Here is a 23147-nt window from a genome sequence, read left to right as displayed (position 1 = left end):
TTCCTTCCGAATATGCATGTCAGCAAGTTGACATCAAGAGTGTATGTCAGAATGTTGACATGGAGCAACCGGGGCAGGACTACCGCGCGACGATCGGCTACCGGCTGAAGGAGGCGCAGAGCGCGCTGCGCTCCCGCATGGACGAGGCGCTGGCGCCGCTGGGCCTCTCGACGCCGCAGTACTCCTGCCTCGAGGTGATCGGCAGGAACCCCGGCGCCTCGAACTCGGAGATCGCGCGTCAGGTGTTCGTCACGCGCCAGGCGACGAGCCGGCTCCTGCGCGCGCTGCAGGACCGCGGCCTCGTCACCCGTCCCGAGCAGGCGGAGAGCGGCCGGGTGCTGCCCACGCAGCTGACCGATGAAGGGCGCGGACTGCTGGCACGCGCGGCCGCCGTCGTCTATCCCATCGAGCGTCGGATGGGCGAGTCGCTGAGCGAGGCCCAGCGCGCGGCGCTCGGCGAGGCGCTGCTCCGCTGCGCCGAGGCGCTCGCCCAGCCGCCGGAGGCCCGGTGATGGCGGCGGGCCGCGACGTGCGGGACGCGGGGATGCGCCCGCGATAGCATTCCTGGGCATGAGCGGCTCAGAGGCGGGGACGAGGCAGCGCGACGCCCTGCCCGACTCCGCGTCCGTTCCGCCTCCGTCCACGGCCGCGGGCCGCTGGTTCCGCAGGCACGAGCTCCTTATCGAGATCGTCGCGGCCCTCGGCATCCTGCTCTACGACGCGATGTACCTGCTCGTGCAGTACGTCGTCACCGGAGAGCTGACGCTGCCCGGCCTCGTGGCGGCCGAGCTCCTCTCGCTCGGCCTCTGCGTGCTGTTCGTCGTCCGGCGCCGTTCGCCGCTGCCGATCGCGGCCGTGCTCCTCCTGCTCGCCTGGGGATATGTACTGCTCGGGCTCGGCTACTCCGTCGCGCCGCTGGTGGTGCTGGCGCTGCTGCTGTACTTCCTGGGCGCACGCTACGGGTGGAGGATCGTGCTGCCCGCGACGATCGCCGTCGGAGTCTGGATGGTCGTCGCGGCTCGGCCCCTCATCCAGGACGAGGCGCTGCGGATCGGGGAGGCGGGGATGCTCGTGCTGGCGGACGTGCTCGCCGCGGTCGTCGGTGCGACGGCGCGGGTGAGACGTCGGCACGTGGCGGGGCTGCAGGAGCTCGCCCGCCAGCTGGCGCGCGAGCGCGATGCCCGGGCGCTGGTCGCGGCGGCGGAGGAGCGGGCGCGGATCGCTCGCGAGATCCACGACATCGTCGCGCACAGCGTGGGGACGATGGTCGTGGTCGCCGACGGCGCGTCGAGAACCGCGGAGGCGCAGCCGGGCAAGGCCGGCGCGATGATGGCGCAGGTGCGCGACACCGGCCGGACCGCGATGGCGGACATGCGGCGCATGCTCGACGTGCTCCGCGACGACAGCCGGCCGTCCCGTTCGCCGCAGCCCGGCCTCGACCGGCTCGACGGCCTCGTCGGCGAGCTGCGCTCCACCGGGATCAGGGTCGACGTGACGACCGCCGGCGAACGGTTCGCGCTGCCCGTCGGCGTGGATCTGGCCGCCTATCGCATCGTGCAGGAGGCGTTCTCGAATGCCCGCAAGCACGGCGGGCCGATGCTCGGCCTCGTCCGGCTGTCGATCGCCTACCGGGAGGGCGAGGTCGAAGTGCGCGTGGCCGACGACGGGGAGGGGGCGCCCGCAGGACCGGATGCACGCGAGCCCGGCGGGCACGGCCTCGTCGGGATGCGGGAGCGGGTCGCCGCCTACGGCGGCTCGCTGACAGCAGGCTCGCCGGAGAACGGCGGGTTCGAGGTCCGGGCCGTGCTGCCGACCGGAGGTGACGGATGACGATCAGGCTCGTGCTGGTCGACGACCAGGAGATGTACCGGATGGGATTCCGCGCCGTCCTGGAGACGCGGCCGGAGTTCGAGGTCGTGGCCGACGCCGACGACGGCGACACGGCGCTCGCGATGCTGCGGGAGACCGAAGTCGATGTCGTGCTGATGGACGTCCGGATGCCCCGCATGGACGGGGTCGAGGCGACCCGTCGCATCCGCGCCGAGGGCGGTCCGAGGGTGCTGGTGCTGACGACGTTCGACCTCGACGAGTACGCCTACGACGCCATCCGGGCCGGAGCCTCGGGGTTCCTGCTCAAGGACGCCCCGTTCGAGGAGCTCGTGGCCGCGATCCATCATGTGCATAACGGCGATGCCGTGGTCGCCCCGAGCACGACCAGGCGACTGCTCGATCGTTTCGCCGCGACGGCGCCGCCGGCGGGTGTCCCGGAGCCCGCGGCGGACGACGCTCGTCTCGGCGAGCTGACGCCGCGGGAGCGGGAGGTGTTCGCGCTGATCGGAGGCGGCCTGTCGAACGGCGAGATCGCGGAGCGGCTGTTCGTCTCGGAGAACACGGTGCGAGTGCACGGTCAACGGATCCTCGCGAAGCTCGGGCTTCGCGATCGGGTGCAGGCCGTGGTGCTGGCGCACCGGATGGGCCTCGCCGCCGACGCCCCGTAGGCGCTCGCCGACCGTCGCGTCGGCGAGCGGCCGAGCGGGTAATGCGGAACGACTACGCGCACCGGCCCGAGTAATGCCGTTCGACTAGGCGAAGTTAGTCGTTCGAGCAGACGAGCCGCGACGCGGCTCTTGGGAGCGTAGACGGCATGAGCTATGTCGTCGTCACGGAGAAGCTGACCAAGCGATACGGCGATCGCGCCGTCGTGCAGGAGCTCGACCTGCGCATCCCCGAGGGCTCCGTGTACGGATTCCTGGGGCCGAACGGGTCGGGCAAGTCGACCACGATGAAGATGCTGCTGTCGCTGATCCGCCCCACCAGCGGACGGGCCGAGGTGCTCGGCGAGCCGATGACCCGCGGCACCCGTCGGGAGCTGCTGGGGCGGATCGGGTCGTTGATCGAGTCGCCGCCCGGCTACGGGCACCTCACCGGGCGGGAGAACATGCGCATCGTCCAGCGCCTCCTCGGACTGGACGATCGACAGATCGACCTCGCCGTGCGCACCGTGCGTATGGAGCGGCAGATGGACAAGAAGGTCCGCGAGTTCTCGCTCGGGATGAAGCAGCGCCTCGGCATCGCGATGGCCCTCGCGCGACAGCCCAGGCTGCTGATCCTCGACGAGCCGACGAACGGCCTGGATCCCGCCGGGATCGAGGAGATCCGCGACCTCCTGCGACGCCTCGCCGACGGCGGCGTCACGGTGATGGTGTCCTCGCACCTGCTCGGGGAGATCGACAGGACCGCGACCGACCTGGGCATCCTCTCCGGCGGGCGCATGATCTTCCAGGGCACCCGCGACGAGCTGTTCTCCGCCGCGACGCCGGACGTGCTCATCGACTGCTCCGACCCGAGGCGCGCGCACGAGGTCCTCGCACGACAGCGCGGCGCGACCCTCGACAACGCCGTGCTCCGCCTGCCGGGACTCGACGACCGCGCCGCCGCGGGCGTCGTCGCCGCGCTGGTCGGGGAGGGGATCGGGGTGTTCGGAGTCCGCCGCGACGAGCAGACCCTCGAAGAGGTCTTCATGAGCCTGACCGCAGGAGGAGGACTGTGACGGGCGAGGTCGTCGCGAACGAGTTCGCGAAGATGCGGCACCTGCGGGTGGGCGTGCTCGTGCCGGTGCTGTTCGCGCTCATCCTCGGCATCGTCCTCTACGCGATCACGTCCGATCCGTCCTTCGCCCCGGGCTCGGACGAGGCCTGGAATCTGCTGCTCAACGGCATCTGCCACGGCACGCTGATCGCCTCGCCGCTGCTGCTGGCGGTGCTCGCGAGCAGGCAGGTCGACATCGAGCATCAAGGCAACGGCTGGCTGCTCTCGGCCACTTCGGGAGCGACGCCGGGCAGGCTGTGCCGTGCGAAGTTCGTCTCGCTCGGAGTGCTCATCGTCGGGGCGATCGTGCTCGCCTCCGTCATCGCGTTCGGGATCGCCGTCGCGATGCTCGGCACCGGCGCTCCCGTCCCGATCGGGCGCTGGGCCGGCGTCACCGTCTCCGCGACCGTGGTCAGCCTGGTGATCCTCGCCGTGCAGCTGCTGCTGGCGGCGAAGATCGAGAACCAGCTGGTCGGGATCGGCGTCGGCCTGCTCGGCATCATCTTCGCGATGATCAGCGTCGAGATGCCCGCCTGGGTGCAGCACCTGGTGCCGTGGGGCTACTACGCCCTGGGCATGCCCGCCGAATACCGGGACGGCGTACTGGTGGAGATCGCGCCATCCTTCGCGAGCGTCGGGATCCTCGGAGCCGTCGCCGCCGCGCTCTTCATCCTGCTGACCGGCCTGTTCGATCGACAGGAGGCCTGACATGCGGACCATCCGCGCCGAAGCGCTCAAACTCAAGCGGTCCATGAGCTGGGCGGTCGTGCTCATCCTGCCGGCCGCGCTCGCCATCACCGGCTCCGCGACCACTCTCGCCGACGGCAATCCGCTCGAAGACGGCTGGCACACGCTGTGGCTGCGATCGGTCGTGTTCTACGGGCTCTTCCCGCTGGCGATCGGCGTCGGCATCCTCGCCTCCCTCGTGTGGCGCTCCGAGCATCGCGGCTCGAACTGGAACGCGCTCATGAGCGGCCCCACCCGCTCCCTGTCGATCGTGACCGGCAAGGTCGCATCCGTCGCGATCCTCGCGATATCGATGCAGGCGGTCATGCTCGTGTGCGTCATCGCGATGGGGAAGCTCGTGTTCGGACTCGACGGCATGCTGCCGGGGGAGTATTTCGGCATCAGCCTGCTCATCGCGCTCGCGAGCATCCCCATCGCGGCGCTGCAGTCCGGGCTGTCGATGCTGATGCGGTCCTTCGCCGCGCCGATCGCGGTCGCCTTCCTCGGCGCCGGATTCTCATCCGCGCTGCTCACCATCGGCGTCGACGGCATCATCTTCGTCAGCCCCTACGGGCTGATCAGCCGGGTCACCCAGCTCGGCACCGCGGCGTTCGCCGACACGGGAGTCATCGAGACCTCGGTGGTCGTCTCGATCCTGATCGCCGCCGTCGTGCTCTCCGCGGCGATCGTCGGAATCAGCACCAGCATCCTCGAACGCAGCGACGCCCGGACCTGAGCCGCATTCGGGCCGCCCGCGCACTCTCCGGAAAGGTGAGGACTCATGCCCTCGAACGCCCCTGACGACAAGGCTCGCTTCTGGGCCGAGGCCCCTGTCCCGGCTCCGCACCCCCGCCCGCCGATCTCGGATCCCGACGTCGAACGGCGGCGAACCGGCGGCGCCGGTCTGAGCATCGCGGCGATCGGGGTCGCGCTGTTCGCCTTCCTGGCGGCGGTGCCGTGGCCGGGGCTCTCCCCGATCCCGGCGCTCGTCGGCATCCTGCTCGCAGGGGTCGGGTTCGCCAGACGCGGCCCGAGAGCGGGGCTCGAGATCGCCGCGCTCGTCGTCTCGATCCTCGCCCTGCTGGTGAGCGCCGGTCTCGCCGCCCTGTTCTGGCTCACGATTCCATCGCTCGACGCATAGGGCGCGGCCCGATCGGCCTCGGATCCCCGATCGGCCGCCGACCTTCGCATCGCACCGGGTGCTTTCGGGTGGTCGCGGTCATCGATCGTCAGGGCTCGCAGGTGTGCCGGATCCCGATCCCGCGCAGCAGCGCGTGCAACTGCGCTTCCCGATCCGGCTCCGATCTGGTCGCGACCAGCGGGAAATCGGTCAGGGCGCGCTGCGCCCTGATCTCGTCGGTGCTGCTGGTCCAGCCTTCCTCGGCGAGGGCCATGCTGCCGTACGACCAGGCGAGCAGCAGATCGTGCGCATCGCGGGGATCCACGCGGGCGTCGGCGGTGAGCGCGAGGAGCGTTTCGCTGAGGCGGAACGAATGCACCCCCAGGATGGGCTGGGCGCGCAGCAGGGAGAGCGTGCCGGGAATCATCGCCATCTCCTGCGCGCGCCGCGCCAGCGAGACCAGCGCGCAGCTGCGGCAGTCCACGGCGAGGAGGTCTTCTGGATGCAGCGTGCCGAGGCGCTCGTCGCCGAGGTCGTGCCAGATGCGCGAGAGCGATGGGAAATACGTGTAGAGCGCGTTCGTCGCGACGCCGACCTCTGCCGCGATCGCGCGCAGGGAGATGCCGTCGATGGTTCCGCGCGTGCGCAGGAGCCGGTCGGCGGTTTCGAGGATGACGGTGCGATCGAGGTCGCCGCGCGGGCCGCGCTTCGCCGACCGGCGAGACCCGGATTGCTGCATGGCAGGACCTCCTCACCGGCGACCGGCGTCGAGGCGGCCGCTCGGAATCGAGGGTACCGGCTTGCCTCGAATTGTACGGTGTACATACTATGGTCGCGCATCAGCATCAGCATCAGGAAAACGAGGAAATCGCATGGCATCGCTCTTTTTCGCCGTCATCATGGGAGGCCTGGCCGCGCTGGTCATGCCCTTGGCTCTGAAATCATCGAAGCAGCGCGAGAGGTACGCAGCGCGCAAGGCCAAGTTCGAAGCGGGCGAGGGCAAGAATCCGGACAAGGACGTCATCGGACCGCATCAGCCGTTCGTGATCAACGCGCTGGTCATGGGCGGGATCTTCGCCGCGGTGGGTGCGGGCGTCGGCATGGCGGCCCCTCCGGGCCTGTTCTGACGAGCGTGGCGAAGGGGGCGGTGTGCCCGGATCGACGAGCGCCGCCCCGTGGGCCTGCGCCCAGCCCGCCCAGGAACTCCCGTTAACCAGTGCGACGCGGTCGCGTGGAGGCTCCCCGTGAGTGAGCCTCCGCGCGACCGCGCCGATGCAGGATGCGTAAGAGCAGGGCGGACAGGAATCGAACCTGCAACCTGCGGTTTTGGAGACCGCTGCTCTGCCAATTGAGCTACCGCCCTGTGCGGATCGGAAGCCGATCGCACTGCCGTCGAGCGCACGGCGTGAGCCATGCGACAACCAGGTTAGCGTACGCCATTCCGGGCGGCGTTTCCACCCCGTTCGCTCGACACTCCTCGGGCCGTGGCGTACCCTGGTGAGGTTGCCGATCGGCATCATGCGGCGTGCCCGAAAGCAGTTTCGGGGAAGAGCGCGCCGACCGACATACTTCGAAGGGAATCCGCGTGGCGACTGGCACGTCTGGTGATGAGCGTGACGACGAACTCACCAACAGCAACGGTGATGCACTCGACAGCGAGACGACTGACGAGACCGCCGAGGCGCAGTCCACGGAATCCTCCGATGTGGAAGAGGCCGATGCCGCCGACGACGGCGCGGAGCGCGACGACGAGGGCGGCGAGGCCGAGAAGGCCGTAGCCGTCAAGTCGAAGACCAGGACGAAGGCCGACGATCGGAAGAAGTCCGGCAAGACCGCGAGCCGCCGCGAGGCGGAGGCCGAGAAGAAGAAGCGCAAGCAGAAGTCGGAGAACCGCCTCGCCCGCTTCTTCCGCGAGGTCATCGCCGAGCTCAAGAAGGTCGTCACCCCCACGCGCAAGGAGCTCTGGCGCTACGTGGGCGTCGTGCTCGGCTTCCTCGTGATCGTGATGGCGCTGGTCGCCCTGCTCGACTTCCTGTTCAACTACGCGGCCTCGTGGGTGTTCGGCACCGGCACCGAACTGGGCTCCCTCTTCTCCTGGATCGGCGGCGGCGAAGAGCAGCCCGTCGCGCCGACGCCCTGACCCACTGCCGTACCGACGCATCCACCGACGAACGAAGCGAGTTGATTCTCTGTGACTGAAGACCGCAACCTTTCCGACCCGAACGACCTCTTCGGCACCGCCGAGGAGCAGAGCTCCGAGGTCGAGGAGTCCCAGGAGGGCGGCGTCGTCGAGTCCGTCGACGAAGACGCGATCGCCGACCAGGCCGACGCCGAGGCGGCGGACACCAGCGACGAGGCCGAGGCGACGAGCGAGGCGGGCGATCCCGAGGTCGACGCCCTCGTCAACGACGTCCTCGACGTCGACACCGCCGAGGAGGCGGCGGCCCAGGAGGCGGCCACCGAGGACGAGGCCGAGGAGGAGGTCGACCCCTACGCCGAGTTCAAGCGCGAGCTGCGCCTCAAGCCGGGCAAGTGGTACGTCATCCACACCTACGCCGGCTTCGAGCGCAAGGTGCGCGACAACCTCAACCAGCGCGCGCAGACCATGGACGTGGACGACTACATCTACGAGGTCCAGGTGCCGATGGAGGACGTGGTCGAGATCAAGAACGGCCAGCGCAAGATGGTGACCCGCGTGCGCATCCCCGGCTACGTGCTCGTGCGCATGGAGCTCAACGAGGACACCTGGTCGGTCGTGCGCCACACCCCGGGCGTCACCGGCTTCGTCGGCAACGCGCACAACCCCACCCCGTTGCGTTTCAAGGAAGCCTTTGAAATGCTTAAGAGTCTCGTCGACGTGCCCGACGCCTCGAGCAAGTCGAGTGCGAAGGCCTCGAGCGGAGCCGGCAAGGCCCCGGTCGCGGAAGTCGACTACGAGATCGGCGAGACGATCACGATCAAGGAGGGCTCCTTCGAGGGCCTCAGCGGATCGATCAGCGAGATCAACCCCGTGGCGGGCAAGCTCACGGCGCTGGTATCGCTCTTCGGCCGCGAGACGCCGGTCGAGCTCACGTTCGACCAGGTCTCCAAGCTCTAGGACCTCCCGCATCCTCGGATGCACCCACCCCATCCGTGCAGACGGATGGCCAACACCACTTCATCCGCCGCACGGCGGACGACAGACCACCGGAGCCCGGAACGGCCGGGCACCCGGGAGAGTGCGCGGGCCGCAACCCGCCATTCGCACGAAAGAAGGTAAACAACATGGCACCGAAGAAGAAGGTCTCGGGTCTGATCAAGCTGCAGATCCAGGCCGGCGCCGCGAACCCCGCACCGCCGGTCGGTCCGGCGCTGGGTCAGCACGGCGTGAACATCATGGAGTTCTGCAAGGCGTACAACGCCGCCACCGAGTCGCAGCGCGGCAACGTGGTCCCGGTCGAGATCACCGTGTACGAGGACCGCTCGTTCACGTTCGCGCTCAAGACCCCGCCCGCCGCGGAGCTCATCAAGAAGGCCGCCGGCGTCAAGAAGGGCTCCGGCGTCCCGCACACCAACAAGGTCGGCAAGATGACCCTCGACCAGTGCCGCGAGATCGCGGAGACCAAGAAGGTCGACCTCAACGCGAACGACATCGAGGCAGGCGCCAAGATCATCGCGGGTACCGCTCGTTCGATGGGCATCGAGGTCACGGGCGAATAGCCCTGACCACCCCTCGCGTCGCGCAGCGCGGAACATGCGGTTCCGATCGCGACGTCTGCATTATTCCGCGGGAGAGCAAGCCAGGCTCGCACACCGCACACTCTTGTTAGGAGCACAACATGGCGAAGAAGTCCAAGGCGTACCGCGCCGCGGCCGAGAAGATCGAGGAAGGCAAGGCCTACAGCATCGCCGAGGCCGTGAGCCTCGCGAAGGAGACCTCCTCGCAGAAGTTCGACAGCACCGTCGAGGTCGCGATGCGCCTCGCGGTCGACCCCCGCAAGGCCGACCAGATGGTCCGCGGCACCGTGAGCCTGCCCAACGGCACCGGCAAGACCGCCCGCGTCATCGTCTTCGCCCAGGGCCCGGCCGCTGAGGCGGCGCTCGAGGCGGGCGCCGACGAGGTCGGCGCCGACGACCTCATCGCGAAGGTCGCCGACGGCTGGACCGACTTCGACTCGGCCGTCGCCACCCCGGACATGATGGGCAAGGTCGGTCGTCTCGGCAAGGTCCTCGGTCCCCGCGGCCTCATGCCGAACCCGAAGACCGGCACCGTGACCCCCAACGCGGCCAAGGCCGTGCAGGAGATCAAGGGCGGCAAGATCGAGTTCCGCGTCGACAAGCACGCGAACCTCCACTTCATCGCGGGCAAGGCCTCCTTCTCGGAGGAGCAGCTCGTCGAGAACCTCAAGGCCGCCGTGGAAGAGGTCATCCGCCTCCGCCCGTCGTCCTCGAAGGGCCGCTACGTGCAGCGCGCCAACGTCTCGACGACCTTCGGCCCGGCGATCCCGCTCGACGTCTCCGCCTTCTAAGGCCGGCGTCCCCGCGCCCCGCACCCTCCTCGGAGGGTGCGGGGCGCTTCGGTTTCCGTGCGCCGATCGATACCCGGAATTACTGACCAATCGGTCATGTATGTAGTAGGTTGGGCCCGACGGACAATGCAGTCCACTTCACGGCGTTCGATCGCGCCGACCCGGCCACCGCGCCGACCTACGAATCATTCCGAGAGACAACGGAGTCCACGAATGGCAACCGCGCCCCTGACCCACGATCGGCCCACGTCCAAAGGCGAACGACGAAGAGTCCTCGCCGCCACCATCGTCGGCACCACCGTCGAGTGGTACGACTTCTTCATCTACGCGTTCGCGGCCGCGCTCATCTTCGGCCCGCAGTTCTTCGGCCCCATGGGCGAGGCGCTCGGCGAGGCCGGGCCAACGCTCGTCTCCTTCGCCTCCATCGGCCTCTCGTTCCTGTTCCGGCCGTTCGGCGCGTTCCTCGCCGGGCACTTCGGCGACAAGTACGGGCGCAAGCCCGTGCTCGTGGCCACGCTCATCCTCATGGGCGTCGCGACGTCGCTCATCGGCGTGCTGCCCACCGGCGACGCCGCGGCGGTGAGCGCGGTCATCCTGCTCCTGCTGCGCGTGCTCCAGGGCATCTCCGCCGGCGGCGAGTGGGGCGGCGCCGCCCTCATGGCGGTCGAGACCGCGCCGGTCGGCGGCCGCAACCGCGCCGGCGCCTGGCCGCAGCTGGGCGTGCCGTTCGGCATGCTGCTCGCCACCGGCATGCTCACGATCCTGCAGACCGCGCTCGGCCCCGACGCCTTCACCGAGTGGGGATGGCGCATCGCCTTCCTCTTCTCGATCGTGCTCATCATCATCGGCTACCTCGTGCGCCGCGCGATCGAGGAGTCGCCGGTGTTCCTGCAGATCCTCGAGACGGCCAAGAAGGAATCCGCGCCCATCCCGGTGCTGCTGCGTCGCTTCCCGCTCATCGTGCTCGTCGCGGCCCTCGTCTTCGCGGGCGACAACGCCGTCGGCTACATGCTCGTCGGCGGCGTCGTGCAGAAGTACGCCTCCACGCCGCTCGAGGAGGGCGGTCTGGTGGGCATGGACGGCGGGCAGGTGAGCCTCTTCCTCAACCTGGCCGCGATCTCCTGGGCGATCTTCACGTACGTCGGCGCCTGGATCGCCGACAAGGTCGGCGCGAAGCCCGTGTTCATCATCGGCTACGTGCTGATGATCTTCGCGGCCGGGGGCCTGTTCCCGCTCGTGGTCATGGGCGGCGAGAACCCGATCTACTTCGTGCTCGGCACCTGCCTGCTCGGCATCCCGCTCGGCTTCTGCTACGGGCCCCTCAGCGCCTGGTACGCCGAGGTCTTCCCCGCATCGGTGCGCTTCTCGGGCGTCTCGATCACGTACGCGATCGGCGCGATCGTCGGCGGCGCCTTCGCCCCGCTCATCGTGCAGGCCACGTTCGAGGCGAACGGGAACGCCTGGGGCGGCGCGGCGATCTACCTCATGATCATGTCGGCCGTCGGCCTCATCGGCTCCATCCTGCTGCGCAACCGCCACGGCATCCCCCTCGGCAGCGACATGGAGGAATCGGGCGAGTGGGACGACTGGAAGCCCAGCGACCCCGTGCCCGAGGGGGTCAAGACGGCGCACTAGAGCTCGAGCGCGAGCTTCCCCCTGGTGCGCCCCTCGTCGAGCAGGAGATGCGCGTCGACGGCCTCCTCCAGCGGGAAGCTCGCGTCGAGGTGCGTCACGAGATCGCCCTGATCGATCAGCTGCGCGATCGTCGTGAGGATGCGCCCCTCGGGCGAGAGCTTGAGGGAGGATGCGCGGAGGTCGCGGTTCTCGGCCGCGGCCTCCTCGTGCATCTCCGGCCAGGAGCCGGTGGGCACATTGATCACGAGGCCGCCGTCGCGCAGCGCCTTGAGCGAGCGCGTGCCGGTGCGGTCCTTGACGTTGCCGATCAGGTCGAGCACCACATCCACCGGGCCCGAGATCGCGTCCTCGAAGCGCTGCGAGCGGTAGTCGATCACCTCGTCGGCGCCGAGCTCGCGCAGGAAGTCGAGGTTGCGCTCCGAGGCGGTGGCGATCACGTGGGCGCCGTAGAAGTGCGCGAGCTGCACCGCGAAGTGCCCGACGCCGCCCGCGCCGGCGTGGATGAGGATGCGCTGGCCCGAGTACACGCGGCCGGCCTCGACCACGCCCGCCCAGGCGGTGAGCGCGGCGAGCGGGGTCGCCCCGGCCGAGGCCCAGTCGAGCGATCGCGGCTTGCGCGCCAGCGACATGAACGGCGTCGACACGTACTCCGCGTAGGCGCCGCTGTAGTGCGGGGTGAGCACCATGCCGAACACCTCGTCGCCCGGCTGGAACGGCGCGAGCTCGTAGGGGGCCTGCTCGACGACGCCGGCGAACTCGCCGCCGGGGATCCACGGCATGCGGTCGATGAACGGGGCCGTGCCCTTCCCCGCGCGCGTCTTGCTGTCGATGGGGTTGACGCCCGCGGCCTTCACGCGCACCAGGGTGTCGCTGTTCGCGATGTACGGCCTCGGCGCCTCGCCGATGGTCATCACCTCGGGGTCGCCGAATTCCGGTACCAGGCACGCGCGCATCATCTCCGTCATGCCTCCAGCTTCGCAGGCGATCCGCAAAATATGCGCACCGTCGTCACGAGCGTTCATCCGCGCGCGATAGCGTTGAGCCGGTCTCGCGAAAGGAACCCCCATGCCCGCAGTTGTCTCGCTCAGTCCGGCTCCGGTGATCGACCGCACCTACTTCGTCGAGCACTTCGACGCGGGCAAGGTGAACCGCGCCACCGAGATCCAGGAGTTCCTCTCCGGCAAGGGCATCAACGTCTCGCGCACCCTGCACGTGGCGGGGCTGCCCACCTCGGCGGTGCTGCCGATCGGCCGCGAGGACGAGCACCTCCTGTTCCGCACGCCGCACCCGCAGGTGCTGCGCATCATCCAGATCCCCGGGCGGATGCGCGTGAACACCGCGGTGCTCGAGCGCAACGGCCGCACGACCAACGTCAACCAGAAGGCGGTGCCGATCCCGGAGCGCGACTGGGAGGCCGTGGTCGACATGACCATCCGCGAGATCGAGTCGCTGCGCGCCGACTGGCTCGTGGTCTCGGGGTCCATCCCGAAGCATCCCGAGAACGGCGAGAAGTGCGACCTCGCCCGCCTCTTCGCCGAGGCCCGGCGCCTGGGCACCCGCGTGGCCTTCGACTCCTCGGGCTCCTCGCTCGACAAGTGGACGCGCTCGGGGCTCGTCAACCTCATCAAGCCGAACGCGGACGAGCTCGCGACGCTCGTGCAGCGCCACCTCCACACGGTGGGCGACGTCGTCGAGGCCGGGCGGCAGATCATCGCGGAGACCGGGCTCGAGGTCGCGCTCGTGTCGATGGGGCAGGACGGCGCCGTGGCCATCACCGAGGACGAGGTGGTCTGGGGGCTCGCGAGGGTGGATACCGTCGTGAACACCACGGGCGCGGGGGACGCGACGCTCGCCGGGTTCGTCGGCCACTCGATCATCGGCCCCGGCCAGCACGGCGGCCGGGCCGACTACGGCTCGCTGCCCAGGCTCTCCATCCGCAAGGGGCTCGGCAAGGCGGTGGTCTACGGCGCCGTCGCGGTGACGGTGCCGACCACGATCATCGAGTCCTTCGACGACCTGCCGACGCCGACCCTCGGCGAGCCGGACCTCGAGCAGGAGCTCTCCGAGCCCACCAAGTTCTTCGACACGCCCTCCGCGTAGCGCCGCGCGTCCGGAACCGGCGCGCCCCGCGCGTGCGTGCCGGGATGTCCGTGGGCTTTGGCAGAATGGCCGTCATGGTTCAGTTCCGTCCGACTTCCGCCGAGGAGGCCGAGTCGCGCGATGCGCGCGACTTCGCGCCCCTCGCGCTCGCGGAACTCTCGGCGGCGGAGCCGGAGCCGCGCATCGAGGGCCTGCAGGACCGGCTCGTGGACGACGTGCGCGTGTTCGAGACCTACGTGGCGCAGCAGACCAGGCCCAGCGCCGCGGTCGGCGAGTCCGTCCAGGGCACGATCTGGAGGGCGGGCATCCTCGAGGAACTGCGCAACCCGCGGCCGCGCGGCCCGGTGGCGCAGCGTATCGTCTGCTCCTCCGAGGACCGCGACGACTGGCTCGAGGCGCGCCGCCGCGGCATCACCGCGACGGATGCGGCGCGGCTCGCGACGCCCACCTCGGTGCGCGCCGTGGCGGCGGACAAGGTGCACGGCAGCTCCTTCGGCGGCAACGTCTACACCGACTTCGGGCGCCGGCGCGAGCCGGTCATCGCCGACTGGGTGATGCGCGAGCACCGGATCGCCGGATGCGGCCTGCTCTTCCGCTCGGCGGAGAACGAGCGCCACCTCGCGACCCCCGACGGGCTGGCCGAGTGGGGCGACGAGGTCGTGCTTGCCGAGATCAAGACGGTCAACAAGACCTGGAAGCGCATCCCCCGCAACTACCTGCGCCAGGTGTGGTGGCAGCAGTACGTGCTCGGCGCCCGGCGCACCCTGTTCGTGTGGGAGCGCCACGAGAACTTCGTGGTGCAGGACCCGCAGCCGAACTTCGTCTGGATCGAGCGGGACGACGCCGAGATCGCGAAGCTCGTGGAGCTCGCCGACGAAGTGCTCAAGCGCATCCCGTAGCGCGCCTCCGGGGCGTCAGGGGAGCGAGACGGCCGGGCGCACGTGCAGGAGCGCCTGCGAGGCGCCCAGCGGCTCGAGCCAGACCTTGCCGGCGAAGGACGCGGCGGGGTCGAGCAGCAGGCCCGCCTTGATGCCGATGAAGGTGATCGTGAGGTGCGCCCGCAGCACCGAATCGGGGTCCGCGACGGCGCCGTCGTCGGGGTCGATGCCCGAGGGCATGTCCACGGCCACGACGATCGGCCCGGGCGCGGGAGCCGCGGCGACCGCGCGCTTGACCTCGGCCATGAGCGAGCGCACCGGCTCGCGCAGCGCCGGGGAGCCGCCGGCCGCGGCGCCGCCCGCGCCGATGCCGAGCACGCCGTCGACGACGACTTCGGCGCCGGGGATCAGCTCGGCGATCCGCTCCGCGTCGGCATCGGGGAGGAGCTCGACGCCGGCCTCGCGGGCCGCGGCCTCCGCGGCCCCGTGCAGGCGGCCCATCACGGCGACGACCTGCACGCGCACCCCGGCGGCGGCCAGGAAGGAGGCGGCGTAGACCGCGTCCCCGCCGTTGTCGCCCGCGCCGGCGAGCACGACCACCCGCGCCGCTCCGGGCTCCGGCAGCACGCTCGTGACGTGCTCGGCCAGCGACTGGGCCGCGCGGATCATGAGCGGCACGCCGCGCTCGAGGAAGGGCGCTTCGGCCTCGCGGATCTGGGCGGCGGTGTATCCATTGCGCATGGGACCAGTCTCCCACCGACGGCCGCCGATAGTTGCACTCGGGCCAGCGTCATCCGGCAGGCGGATATCTCCCGCGGGGCATGCGACGTCGAGCGCATTCCGAGGCCCCGGCACAGCGACATGTCGGAGGGCTCCGTTACCCTTGCTCACACTCGAGACGAAGGGGAACCGATGGGATTCATTCAGGCGTTTAGCGGTGCGATCGGCGGCATGTTCGCCGACCAGTGGATCGACTTCCTGGAGCCGCCGCGCAATCTTCCGCCGACGGCCGCGATCTTCCCGGCCGTCGCGAACGGCCAGAACGCCGGGCGCGGGTCCAACACTCGGGGCTCGGAGCACGTCATCACGAGCGGCAGCAAGATCCTGGTGCCGGAGGGCTTCGGCCTCATCACGATGGAGGACGGCGGCATCACCGGCTTCATCGCCCAGCCGGGAGGCTTCGTCTTCGAGCCGCAGAGCCAGGACTCCAAGTCGGTCTTCACCGGCGGCGGCTTCCTCTCCTCGACCGTCGGCACCTCGTGGGAGCGCTTCAAGCACGGCGGCCGCCCCGGCAGCCAGCAGATGGCGTTCTACGTGAACCTCAAGGAGATCCCGAACAACCGCTTCGGCACGCAGTCGGAGATCTACTGGGACGATGCGTACCTCGGCACACAGGTGGGCGCGATCACGCGCGGCACCTACACGCTCCGCATCGTCGACCCCATCCTGTTCGTCCGCAACTTCGTCCCCCAGGCCTACACGAGCGCGAGCCCGAAGGTCTTCGACTTCGGCGACATCGACAACCCCGCGGGCGCGCAGCTGTTCAACGAGGTCGTCTCGTCGCTGGCCCCGGCCTTCTCGAACTACACGAACGACCCGAACAAGGGCAACCGCATGTCGCGCATCCAGGGCGACGCGCTCGGCTTCGCGCAGTCGCTCTCGGCCGCCGTGGAGGAGGGCTACCAGTGGTCGAGCGACCGCGGCCTCGTCATCGTCAAGACCGCCATCCAGGCGATCGAGTACGACGAGACCACGAAGAAGCTGCTCGCAGACGCGCAGAAGGCGGATGCGCTGTCGGGCGCCCGCGGCCAGTCCTTCCTGCAGCAGTCGGTCGCGCGCGGCTTCGAGAGCGCGGGCGAGAACTCGGGAGGTCAGGGTATCGCGATGATGGGCATGGGCATGAACGCCGCCGGCGGCGCCATGAACTTCCAGCAGAACCCCAACCAGCCGGCCCCGTATCAGAACCCCTTCCAGCAGCAACAGCAGCAGGGCGGTCAGCAGCCTCCGCAGCAGCAGGGCCAGCAGCAGCCCGCCCAGGGCCAGCAGGCCCCGCAGCAGCAGGCGCCGCAGGGCCAGCAGGGTCAGCCGCAGCAGAACGGCGACGACAGCATCGCCAAGCTCGCGCAGTACAAGCAGATGCTCGACCAGGGGCTCATCACGCAGGAAGACTACGACGCGGCGAAGAACCGCGCGCTCGGCCTGGGCTGATCGCCGGTCGGCAACTCGAATACAGGATGGAAGGGACGCGGTGGTTGACTTCCCGTGGCGAAAGGGGCTGAGGAACAGCCCGCTCGGCGCTGCGCTGTCGTATCTCCCGGAGTCGGTGCAGGACTCGATCGGGCTGAACGACGATCAGCCATCGCGTTCCCCGGAGACAGGAGCGCCCATGTCCGGGTCGCAGCAGAGCCATCCCGCCCAGGGCAACGGCCAGCAGGGGTTCCCGCAAGCCGCGCCCGCCGGCCAGTACGCGCCGGGCGGGCAGCCGGGGGCTCCGGCGGGGCCTGTCACTCAACCCGGAGGCGCGCCGCAGGGCATGCCCGGACAGCACCCTCCGCAGGGCGTGCCGGGCCAGCATCCCGGTCCGGGGGAGCGGAGCGGGGAGCAGCGCCCCGGCGAGGCGGCGCCTCCGGCGGGCGGTCCCGGCATCAAGGTCACGGACACCTCGGCCAAGAAGCGGGACGGCCTCGACAAGTGCCCGAAGTGCGGCTCGACCGAAGTCGTCCCGCGGCCCTCGAGCGGCACGCTCATCTGCCAGTTCTGCCGGTACGAGTGGGCCGAGGCCACGATCGAGGAGACCTTCGGGTTCGACTCCCCGATCAACCAGCTCCGCGGCATCCACATGGGGTCGGGCGCGACCCGCATCCAGGAGTCGACGGAGGACGTCGTCACGCTCAAGTGCCAGGCGTGCGGCGCGGATGTGGTGGTCAACACGGCGGAGGCGACGCAGTCGCGCTGCCACTGGTGCCGCAACACGCTCTCCATCAACCGGCAGATGCCGAACGGCGCGGTGCCGGACGGCCTCCTGCCCTTCTCCATCACCAAGGAGCAGGCCGTCGAGAACATCCGCGAGTTCGTCGGCGCGCGGAAGTTCTTCGCGAATCCCAAGTTCGTGCACGAGTTCGCCCCCGAAGAGGTCGTCGGCGTCTACATGCCCTACCTGGCGATGGATGCGAACGCCTCGGTCGACCTGCGCGGCCAGGGCGAGATCCAGACCCGCTCGTACATGCGGGGCACGGACAAGAACCGCTACCGGGTCTACGATGCCGACGTGTACGAGCTCGGCCGCAAGTTCGACATCGCCGTGGACGACGTGCTCATCGAGTCCTCGGGGGAGCGCGCGAACCAGGACGTCAAGCTCAACACGAACAACGTGATCAACGCCATCCAGCCCTTCGACACGAAGAAGGCGGTGTCGTACAACGCGAACTACCTGCGGGGGTTCACCTCCGAGCGGCGCGATCTCGACGTCGCCGCCGTCGAGCCGATGGCCAACGGGCGGGTGCTCTCCATCGCCCGCAGCAGGGCGGGGGAGACCATCCGCCGGTACGACCGCGGGGTGCGGTGGCGGAACGAGGAGCTGGTGGTGCACGGATCCCGCTGGGTCTCGCTCTACGTGCCGGTGTGGCTCTACAGCTACTTCGAGGTCAAGAACGGGCAGGCGTTCACGCATTACGTCGCCGTGAACGGCCGCACCGGCGCCACGATGGGCAGCGTGCCCGTGCACAAGGCCCGCCTCATCGGCGTCTCGACGCTGATCAGCATCCTCGGCACCGCGGCCAGCGCCGCCATCGCGTTCGCGGTGCTCTTCACGTAGAAGGAACGCCCCCATGAGCCCCGATCTGTTGACCGTCCTCTTCGACACCGCGCAGCACCTGCAGTCGGTGCCGCTCGCCGACTCCTCCGGCGACAGCGAGAACATCCTCTACCTGCTCCTCGCCGGGCCGCTCGCCGGCGTGCTCTTCTACGGCGCGAAGATGCGGCGCTACCGCAACCACGACAAGCGCTACGAGTACGAGCACAAGTCCGCCAGCGAGGTCGCGAACCTCCAGAGCTACGACCAGAAGGTCAACAAGATCGTCGGCACCCGCAAGCGCCGGATCGACGGCGACAACAGCCGCGACCCGCGCGAGCGGCTCGGGAGCAACACGCAGGTGCACCGCAGCTTCTGAGGCGGCCGTGCGGGATGCGGGCCCGGTGCTGCGGAGGCGCGGGCCGTTCTTCCTCGGGCCTCTTGCGCGCGGGCTCGAATTGCCCCTACACTGATCAACAGCCTTAGACCGCTGGTGCTCGGCATGCGTGTTTCGACACGGCAGCCGAACGAAGGTTCCTCGACAGGACGGCCAGCGCAGGTGACTGTAGCAAGCGCATCCCGTGTTCTGAGCGGGTGCGCGACTCCGCTCCGGCCATCTGCGCCGGAGCGTTTTCTGTTGCGGGGCGGCTCTTCCGGAGCAGCACGAGCGGTACGCGAAAAGCACCCGCTTTTGGCGTGCGATACAGAAGAGAGGAGACCCATGGCGACTAAGGAAGCTACCGTCGCTGAGCTCACGAAGGAATTCGAGAGCTCTTCGGCCATCGTGCTGACTGAGTACCGCGGTCTCACCGTGACCCAGCTCAAGGAGCTGCGTCGTTCCATCGGTGAGTCAGCCAACTACGCCGTGGCGAAGAACACGCTCGCCAAGATCGCGGCCAACAACGCCGGGATCGAAGGGCTTGACGACGACTTCACCGGCCCGACCGCTATCGCGTTCGTCAAGGGTGAGGTAGTCGACGCGGCCAAGGCGCTGCGCGACTTCGCCAAGGACAACCCCAACCTGGTGATCAAGGCCGGCTACTTCGATGGCGCCGTGCTCACCGCGGAGGATGTCGACAAGCTGGCCAACCTCGAGTCCCGCGAAATGCTGCTCGGCAAGCTTGCCGGCGCGTTCAAGGCCTCGCTGTTTGGCGCCGCATACATGTTCACCGCGCCCGCGGCCAAGGCGGTTCGCACCGTCGAGGCGCTGCGCGAAAAGCAGGAGTCCGCGAACTAGTCCGTCCCGGACGCTGCGGCAAGAATCACAACAAGGAGAAAACTCATGGCAAAGCTCACCGCTGAAGAGCTCATCGAACAGTTCAAGGACCTCACCCTCATCGAGCTCAGCGACTTCGTGAAGCTCTTCGAGGAGACCTTCGACGTCACCGCTGCGGCTCCGGTCGCCGTTGCCGCTGCCGGCGCTGCCGGTGGCGACGCCGCCCCCGCCGAGGAGGAGCAGACCGAGTTCGACGTCGTGCTCGAGTCGGCCGGCGACAAGAAGATCCAGGTCATCAAGGAGGTCCGCGGCCTCACCTCGCTCGGCCTCGGCGAGGCCAAGGCGCTCGTCGACGGTGCGCCCAAGGCCGTCCTCGAGGGCGCCAGCAAGGAAGACGCCGAGAAGGCGAAGGAGGCCCTCGAGGCCGCCGGCGCGTCGGTGACCCTCAAGTAGTCTCTGCTTGACCGGTGTCGCCCACCGCGACACCGCGAATGCGGGTCGGAGCCTCGGCTCCGGCCCGCATTCGCGTTTCCCCGGATGACGTATCAGCCGAAAGTGCTATTGCGCTACAAGGTCACGGAAAGATAACCTTTCGCTTAGGAAATGTTGAACGCCGCTGCCATCCTTGTGTGCGGCATTGCAGGAAGAGACAACGAACGCATGATCAAGCTTCGTAAGCGCACCGCCGGTGCCGCCTTCGCAGGCGCTGCACTCGTGTGCGGCGCCGTGTTCACGCCGGTGGCGGCCTTCGCCGCGCCGGCCGAGACGGACCAGCCCACCGAGAGCACCGATGTCGGCACGCAGGCCGCTGGCGTCGCCACCACGCAGAGCCACTACACGCCGGCCGAGACCGCCGAGAACGGCGTCCCCTACACCGGCACGGGCTTCCTCGCGGAGGTGGCGTTCATCGCCGAGATCAGCACCGACGGCGGCGAGACGTGGCAGGAGGTCACCGGTCAGGCGCAGGTCGCCGATGAGAACGGCGGGGTCGCCGGGGCGGTAGTCCTGCGCGAGGGCGGCGTCCAGGCTCCCTTCCCCGAGGGCGAGTACAAGATCCGCATCTCGCAGACTCCGGAGGACGGCGACCCCGTTTCCGCCGAGACCGAGATCTTCGTCGTCAGCGAAGAGGCCCCCGAGCCCACCGAGACCGAGGACCCGGAGCCGACCGAGACGGAAGACCCCGAGCCCACGGAGACCGAGGACCCGGAGCCGACCGAGACGGAAGACCCCGAGCCCACCGACACCGAGACCCCGGCGCCCGTCGAGGCGACGCTCGGCGTCGAGAAGGACACCTACACCCCGGCCGAGACCGTCGACGGTGTGGACTACATCGGCCAGGGCTTCGCGCCCTCGACCGCCTTCACCCTCTCGGTCCGCGCCGCGGGCGAGGACGAGTGGCAGGTCGTCGACAATGTCGACGACAACGAGCAGGTGACCGACGGCGAGGGCATCGCCTCGGGCTCGCTCCACTACTACGTCAACGAGATCGCGTCCGAGTTCCCCGAGGGCGACTACGAGATCCGCGTCTCGCAGGAGATCGACGGCGAGACCATCGAGGCCGTCGCGGCCTTCACGGTCGCGGAAGAGGGTGGCGAGGAGCCGGTCCCGACCGAGACCGACGAGCCGACGCCGACCGAGACCGACGACACGAAGCCCACGCAGACCGATGACGAGGGCAAGGGCGACGACGAGCTCGCGCAGACCGGTGCCGATTCGGCACTGCCCGTGTTCCTCGGCGGCGGCCTCGTGCTCATGGCCGCAGGTGCCGGACTCTACTTCGTGCGCCGCCGTGCGGAGCTGAGCTAAGCATCCCTGAGCTGCGCTCGACGCAGCCGAACGACTGACGGGCCGGAAGGAGACTTCCGGCCCGTCAGTCGTTTTCCCCGCTCTCGTCTGTCGGCATGCGAGGAGGACGTCGAGATGTTCTAGTATTGATAACGATAATCAATTAGGAAATTCGCAGAGCAAGGAATCGCACTTGAACAGCACGTTGACGCTCGCCGCCGCCGCGGCGCTCTCGGTATTCGCATTGGGCGCGCCGCCCGCACTCGCATCGGCCCCGCCGGCCCCCGCATCCGCCGACCTGCCGGGCATCACGACCGCCGGGACGGTCTTCGAGCGCGAGGACGTGCGCACGCCCGAGGCGCAGGCCGGCCCGCAGGCCATCGAAGCGCAGGTATCGGTCTCGCCGCAGACCGTCACGCAGGTCGAGTTCATGAACCCGGGCGTGGTGCTGACGGTGACGGGGCTGGAGGCCGGGGATGTGGTCGTCGACTCGCTCACGGAGATGCGCACCACGGTGCGAGGCGACGCGGTGGAGTACAACATCGTGAACGGCACCGGCGACCCGGCGGCGGTCGAGGTCGGCGTCATCGACTTCACGGTGACCGTCTCGCGCGAGGGCGAAGAGGACCGCGTGCTGCCCGCGAGCTTCGAGGTCGTCGAGGGCGATGAGCCCATCGAGGGGCCCGAGATCTCGTCGGCCACGGAGATCACGGCTGCGGAGCTCGACGCCGAAGGGCTGCAGGTGAGCGGCACCGGCTTCACGCCGGGCACGGAGGTCTACGTGTACCTCCTCGCGGCGGACTACGATCCGCGCACCGACGCGCCGGTCGGGCGCTCCATCCCCAACCCCCTCGTGGCCGACGAGAACGGCGCGTTCGACGTGACGGTCGAGGTCTACGACCAGGGCACCGAGCCCGGCGACTACTCCGTCCTCGCGTGGGACGAGCTCGCGCACATCGAGCGCCGGATCGACGTCACCGTGACCGATGGCGCCGAGACGCCCGCACCGGTCGACGCGTCGTTGCGGGTCGAGCAGGAGTCCTACACCCCTGAGGAGACGATCGACGGCGTCTCCTACACGGGCGAAGGATTCTTCCCGGAAGCGCCCTTCGCGCTCTCCATCCGCTCCGCGGGCGAGGAGGAATGGGCGGACGTCGAGAACGTCGACGGCGAGGAGCAGCTCGCCGACGCCGAGGGCGGCGTGGCCGGCACGCTGGTCTACTCGGAGAACGGGGCCGATGCGGCGATCCCCGTCGGGGACTACGAGATCCGCGTCTCGCAGGAGCAGGATGGCGAGATCGTCGAGGCCGTCGCGGCGTTCGCCGTGGTGGAGGAGGGCGGGGAGGAGCCCGCGCCGACGGACGAGGAGCCGACTCCGACCGGCGACGAGCCCGAGCCGACGGACGGCTCCGAGCCCGGGGAGACGGGCGACGGGCCTGCCGGCGATGAGACCGGCGAGCCGGGCGCGGGTGACGAGAAGGACGGCGAACTCGCGCAGACCGGTGCCGACCCGGCACTGCCCGTGTTCCTCGGCGGGGGTCTCGTGCTCATGGCCGCAGGCGCCGGACTCTACCTCGTGCGTCGTCGCGCCGAGCTGAGCTGAACATCCCGTTCCCGCGCTTGACGCGGCGGCGAAGGGGTCGGAAGAATGCTTCCGGCCCCTTCGCCGTGTCGGCATGCAGTACGAAAGTATGAGCTCCGTCACCGCATTAAGGGGGAAATCCCCACTCTTTCCCGCAGTTTGATGGCTCTTCACGAACGAGGGTGTAGTCGAGGTCTGAAACCGCCGGCTTCGAGCAGA

25 protein-coding genes and 1 tRNA gene are annotated in these 23147 nt (G+C 69.3%); 22 read left to right on the top strand and 4 right to left on the bottom strand.

The window, feature by feature from the left end; all coding sequences use genetic code 11:
- The first annotated feature begins 59 nt into the window (after positions 1-59).
- From FM112_RS14425 to FM112_RS14395, 7 genes are all read left to right on the top strand, one after another.
- Positions 60-512, top strand: a complete 453-nt coding sequence (locus FM112_RS14425) for a MarR family winged helix-turn-helix transcriptional regulator (protein WP_087008825.1) — start codon at positions 60-62, stop codon at positions 510-512.
- Positions 513-570: 58 nt separating this feature from the next.
- Positions 571-1830, top strand: a complete 1260-nt coding sequence (locus tag FM112_RS14420; RefSeq protein WP_087008823.1) for a sensor histidine kinase — start codon at positions 571-573, stop codon at positions 1828-1830.
- The gene (locus FM112_RS14415) at positions 1827-2498 is read left to right on the top strand and encodes a response regulator transcription factor (protein WP_087008821.1); all 672 of its coding nucleotides are present in this window, start codon (positions 1827-1829) and stop codon (positions 2496-2498) included. The genes FM112_RS14420 and FM112_RS14415 overlap by 4 nt, the downstream gene beginning before the upstream one ends.
- A 146-nt stretch (positions 2499-2644) precedes the next feature.
- Positions 2645-3550: an ABC transporter ATP-binding protein gene (locus tag FM112_RS14410; RefSeq protein ID WP_087008819.1), complete on the top strand. Its 906-nt coding sequence runs from the start codon at positions 2645-2647 to the stop codon at positions 3548-3550.
- Positions 3547-4296: an ABC transporter permease gene (locus FM112_RS14405; RefSeq protein WP_087008817.1), complete on the top strand. Its 750-nt coding sequence runs from the start codon at positions 3547-3549 to the stop codon at positions 4294-4296. Before FM112_RS14410 ends, FM112_RS14405 begins: the two co-directional genes overlap by 4 nt.
- Before the next feature lies 1 nt (position 4297).
- On the top strand, positions 4298-5050 hold the full coding sequence (locus tag FM112_RS14400; RefSeq protein ID WP_087008815.1) for an ABC transporter permease: 753 nt from the start codon (positions 4298-4300) through the stop codon (positions 5048-5050).
- A 45-nt stretch (positions 5051-5095) separates the two neighbouring features.
- Positions 5096-5455 carry a hypothetical protein gene (locus FM112_RS14395; RefSeq protein WP_087008813.1) on the top strand — a complete coding sequence of 120 codons (360 nt, stop codon included), beginning with the start codon at positions 5096-5098 and terminating at the stop codon, positions 5453-5455.
- An 88-nt stretch (positions 5456-5543) separates the two neighbouring features.
- Here FM112_RS14395 and FM112_RS14390 read toward each other — a convergent pair whose 3' ends face one another.
- Positions 5544-6173 carry a TetR/AcrR family transcriptional regulator gene (locus FM112_RS14390; protein WP_087008811.1) on the bottom strand — a complete coding sequence of 210 codons (630 nt, stop codon included), beginning with the start codon at positions 6171-6173 and terminating at the stop codon, positions 5544-5546.
- A 133-nt stretch (positions 6174-6306) separates the two neighbouring features.
- On the opposite strand from FM112_RS14390, the gene FM112_RS14385 reads away from it, so the two are divergent.
- Entirely contained in the window at positions 6307-6561 is a 255-nt protein-coding gene (locus tag FM112_RS14385) for a hypothetical protein (RefSeq protein ID WP_087008809.1), read from the top strand.
- A 163-nt stretch (positions 6562-6724) separates the two neighbouring features.
- Here FM112_RS14385 and FM112_RS14380 read toward each other — a convergent pair.
- Positions 6725-6797, bottom strand: a tRNA-Trp gene (locus tag FM112_RS14380).
- Between the two features lie 222 nt (positions 6798-7019).
- On the opposite strand from FM112_RS14380, the gene secE reads away from it, so the two are divergent.
- The 5 genes from secE to FM112_RS14355 all read left to right on the top strand — a co-directional run bounded on the left by secE (position 7020) and on the right by FM112_RS14355 (position 11577).
- Complete coding sequence (gene secE, locus FM112_RS17730) at positions 7020-7574, top strand: preprotein translocase subunit SecE (protein ID WP_369678177.1); 555 nt, start codon at positions 7020-7022, stop codon at positions 7572-7574.
- 51 nt (positions 7575-7625) lie between these two features.
- The gene (gene nusG / locus FM112_RS14370; RefSeq protein WP_087008804.1) at positions 7626-8531 is read left to right on the top strand and encodes a transcription termination/antitermination protein NusG; all 906 of its coding nucleotides are present in this window, start codon (positions 7626-7628) and stop codon (positions 8529-8531) included.
- A 167-nt stretch (positions 8532-8698) separates the two neighbouring features.
- Positions 8699-9133, top strand: a complete 435-nt coding sequence (rplK, locus tag FM112_RS14365) for a 50S ribosomal protein L11 (protein WP_087008802.1) — start codon at positions 8699-8701, stop codon at positions 9131-9133.
- Positions 9134-9252: 119 nt separating this feature from the next.
- A complete protein-coding gene (rplA, locus tag FM112_RS14360; protein ID WP_087008800.1) occupies positions 9253-9942 on the top strand; it encodes a 50S ribosomal protein L1 in 690 nt (229 codons plus the stop codon).
- 213 nt (positions 9943-10155) lie between these two features.
- On the top strand, positions 10156-11577 hold the full coding sequence (locus FM112_RS14355) for an MFS transporter (protein WP_087008798.1): 1422 nt from the start codon (positions 10156-10158) through the stop codon (positions 11575-11577).
- Here the strand turns inward: FM112_RS14355 and FM112_RS14350 are convergent.
- Entirely contained in the window at positions 11574-12542 is a 969-nt protein-coding gene (locus FM112_RS14350; RefSeq protein ID WP_087008796.1) for an NADP-dependent oxidoreductase, read from the bottom strand. The two genes, FM112_RS14355 and FM112_RS14350, sit on opposite strands and share 4 nt — an antisense overlap.
- A gap of 100 nt (positions 12543-12642) precedes the next feature.
- Here FM112_RS14350 and FM112_RS14345 point away from each other — a divergent pair, with 100 nt between their 5' ends.
- Positions 12643-13677, top strand: coding sequence for a 1-phosphofructokinase family hexose kinase (locus FM112_RS14345; RefSeq protein ID WP_087008794.1), 1035 nt, complete (start codon positions 12643-12645; stop codon positions 13675-13677).
- Positions 13678-13751: 74 nt separating this feature from the next.
- Positions 13752-14576: a YqaJ viral recombinase family protein gene (locus FM112_RS14340; protein ID WP_140400712.1), complete on the top strand. Its 825-nt coding sequence runs from the start codon at positions 13752-13754 to the stop codon at positions 14574-14576.
- A gap of 15 nt (positions 14577-14591) precedes the next feature.
- Here the strand turns inward: FM112_RS14340 and FM112_RS14335 are convergent, their stop codons facing one another.
- Positions 14592-15296, bottom strand: coding sequence for an NAD(P)H-hydrate epimerase (locus tag FM112_RS14335; RefSeq protein ID WP_087008792.1), 705 nt, complete (start codon positions 15294-15296; stop codon positions 14592-14594).
- Between the two features lie 171 nt (positions 15297-15467).
- On the opposite strand from FM112_RS14335, the gene FM112_RS14330 reads away from it, so the two are divergent.
- The 7 genes from FM112_RS14330 to FM112_RS17300 all read left to right on the top strand — a co-directional run bounded on the left by FM112_RS14330 (position 15468) and on the right by FM112_RS17300 (position 22949).
- Positions 15468-16763, top strand: coding sequence for an SHOCT domain-containing protein (locus tag FM112_RS14330; RefSeq protein WP_087008790.1), 1296 nt, complete (start codon positions 15468-15470; stop codon positions 16761-16763).
- 178 nt (positions 16764-16941) lie between these two features.
- Positions 16942-18369: a TFIIB-type zinc ribbon-containing protein gene (locus FM112_RS14325; protein ID WP_254910515.1), complete on the top strand. Its 1428-nt coding sequence runs from the start codon at positions 16942-16944 to the stop codon at positions 18367-18369.
- 13 nt (positions 18370-18382) lie between these two features.
- Positions 18383-18724 carry a hypothetical protein gene (locus tag FM112_RS14320; protein WP_087008788.1) on the top strand — a complete coding sequence of 114 codons (342 nt, stop codon included), beginning with the start codon at positions 18383-18385 and terminating at the stop codon, positions 18722-18724.
- Between the two features lie 342 nt (positions 18725-19066).
- Entirely contained in the window at positions 19067-19582 is a 516-nt protein-coding gene (gene rplJ, locus FM112_RS14315; RefSeq protein ID WP_087008786.1) for a 50S ribosomal protein L10, read from the top strand.
- A gap of 45 nt (positions 19583-19627) precedes the next feature.
- A complete protein-coding gene (gene rplL / locus FM112_RS14310; RefSeq protein ID WP_087008783.1) occupies positions 19628-20014 on the top strand; it encodes a 50S ribosomal protein L7/L12 in 387 nt (128 codons plus the stop codon).
- A gap of 207 nt (positions 20015-20221) precedes the next feature.
- Positions 20222-21367, top strand: coding sequence for an LPXTG cell wall anchor domain-containing protein (locus FM112_RS14305; protein ID WP_087008781.1), 1146 nt, complete (start codon positions 20222-20224; stop codon positions 21365-21367).
- 172 nt (positions 21368-21539) lie between these two features.
- Positions 21540-22949, top strand: a complete 1410-nt coding sequence (locus FM112_RS17300) for an LPXTG cell wall anchor domain-containing protein (RefSeq protein WP_176386848.1) — start codon at positions 21540-21542, stop codon at positions 22947-22949.
- Positions 22950-23147 lie beyond the last annotated feature (198 nt).

Source organism: Gulosibacter sp. 10 (genome assembly GCF_900163695.1).
In the GTDB taxonomy this organism is placed as follows: Bacteria; Actinomycetota; Actinomycetes; order Actinomycetales; family Microbacteriaceae; genus Gulosibacter.
The sequence above is the reverse complement of the archived record's forward strand: the minus strand, read 5'-3'. Positions and strand labels throughout refer to the sequence as shown.

Excerpts from the sequence above, each read along its gene's own strand:
- FM112_RS14425 (WP_087008825.1), top strand. The coding sequence starts at position 60 with ATGGAGCAACCGGGGCAGGACTACCGCGCGACGATCGGCTACCGGCTG.
- rplL (WP_087008783.1), top strand. The coding sequence starts at position 19,628 with ATGGCAAAGCTCACCGCTGAAGAGCTCATCGAACAGTTCAAGGACCTC.
- rplK (WP_087008802.1), top strand. The coding sequence starts at position 8,699 with ATGGCACCGAAGAAGAAGGTCTCGGGTCTGATCAAGCTGCAGATCCAG.
- FM112_RS14320 (WP_087008788.1), top strand. The coding sequence starts at position 18,383 with ATGAGCCCCGATCTGTTGACCGTCCTCTTCGACACCGCGCAGCACCTG.
- FM112_RS14390 (WP_087008811.1), bottom strand. The coding sequence starts at position 6,173 with ATGCAGCAATCCGGGTCTCGCCGGTCGGCGAAGCGCGGCCCGCGCGGC.
- FM112_RS14395 (WP_087008813.1), top strand. The coding sequence starts at position 5,096 with ATGCCCTCGAACGCCCCTGACGACAAGGCTCGCTTCTGGGCCGAGGCC.
- FM112_RS14400 (WP_087008815.1), top strand. The coding sequence starts at position 4,298 with ATGCGGACCATCCGCGCCGAAGCGCTCAAACTCAAGCGGTCCATGAGC.
- FM112_RS14345 (WP_087008794.1), top strand. The coding sequence starts at position 12,643 with ATGCCCGCAGTTGTCTCGCTCAGTCCGGCTCCGGTGATCGACCGCACC.
- FM112_RS14410 (WP_087008819.1), top strand. The coding sequence starts at position 2,645 with ATGAGCTATGTCGTCGTCACGGAGAAGCTGACCAAGCGATACGGCGAT.
- rplJ (WP_087008786.1), top strand. The coding sequence starts at position 19,067 with ATGGCGACTAAGGAAGCTACCGTCGCTGAGCTCACGAAGGAATTCGAG.
- FM112_RS14335 (WP_087008792.1), bottom strand. The coding sequence starts at position 15,296 with ATGCGCAATGGATACACCGCCGCCCAGATCCGCGAGGCCGAAGCGCCC.
- FM112_RS14420 (WP_087008823.1), top strand. The coding sequence starts at position 571 with ATGAGCGGCTCAGAGGCGGGGACGAGGCAGCGCGACGCCCTGCCCGAC.
- FM112_RS14350 (WP_087008796.1), bottom strand. The coding sequence starts at position 12,542 with ATGACGGAGATGATGCGCGCGTGCCTGGTACCGGAATTCGGCGACCCC.
- FM112_RS14325 (WP_254910515.1), top strand. The coding sequence starts at position 16,942 with ATGTCCGGGTCGCAGCAGAGCCATCCCGCCCAGGGCAACGGCCAGCAG.
- FM112_RS14305 (WP_087008781.1), top strand. The coding sequence starts at position 20,222 with ATGATCAAGCTTCGTAAGCGCACCGCCGGTGCCGCCTTCGCAGGCGCT.
- FM112_RS14385 (WP_087008809.1), top strand. The coding sequence starts at position 6,307 with ATGGCATCGCTCTTTTTCGCCGTCATCATGGGAGGCCTGGCCGCGCTG.
- FM112_RS14415 (WP_087008821.1), top strand. The coding sequence starts at position 1,827 with ATGACGATCAGGCTCGTGCTGGTCGACGACCAGGAGATGTACCGGATG.
- rplA (WP_087008800.1), top strand. The coding sequence starts at position 9,253 with ATGGCGAAGAAGTCCAAGGCGTACCGCGCCGCGGCCGAGAAGATCGAG.
- FM112_RS14340 (WP_140400712.1), top strand. The coding sequence starts at position 13,752 with ATGGTTCAGTTCCGTCCGACTTCCGCCGAGGAGGCCGAGTCGCGCGAT.
- FM112_RS14330 (WP_087008790.1), top strand. The coding sequence starts at position 15,468 with ATGGGATTCATTCAGGCGTTTAGCGGTGCGATCGGCGGCATGTTCGCC.
- FM112_RS14355 (WP_087008798.1), top strand. The coding sequence starts at position 10,156 with ATGGCAACCGCGCCCCTGACCCACGATCGGCCCACGTCCAAAGGCGAA.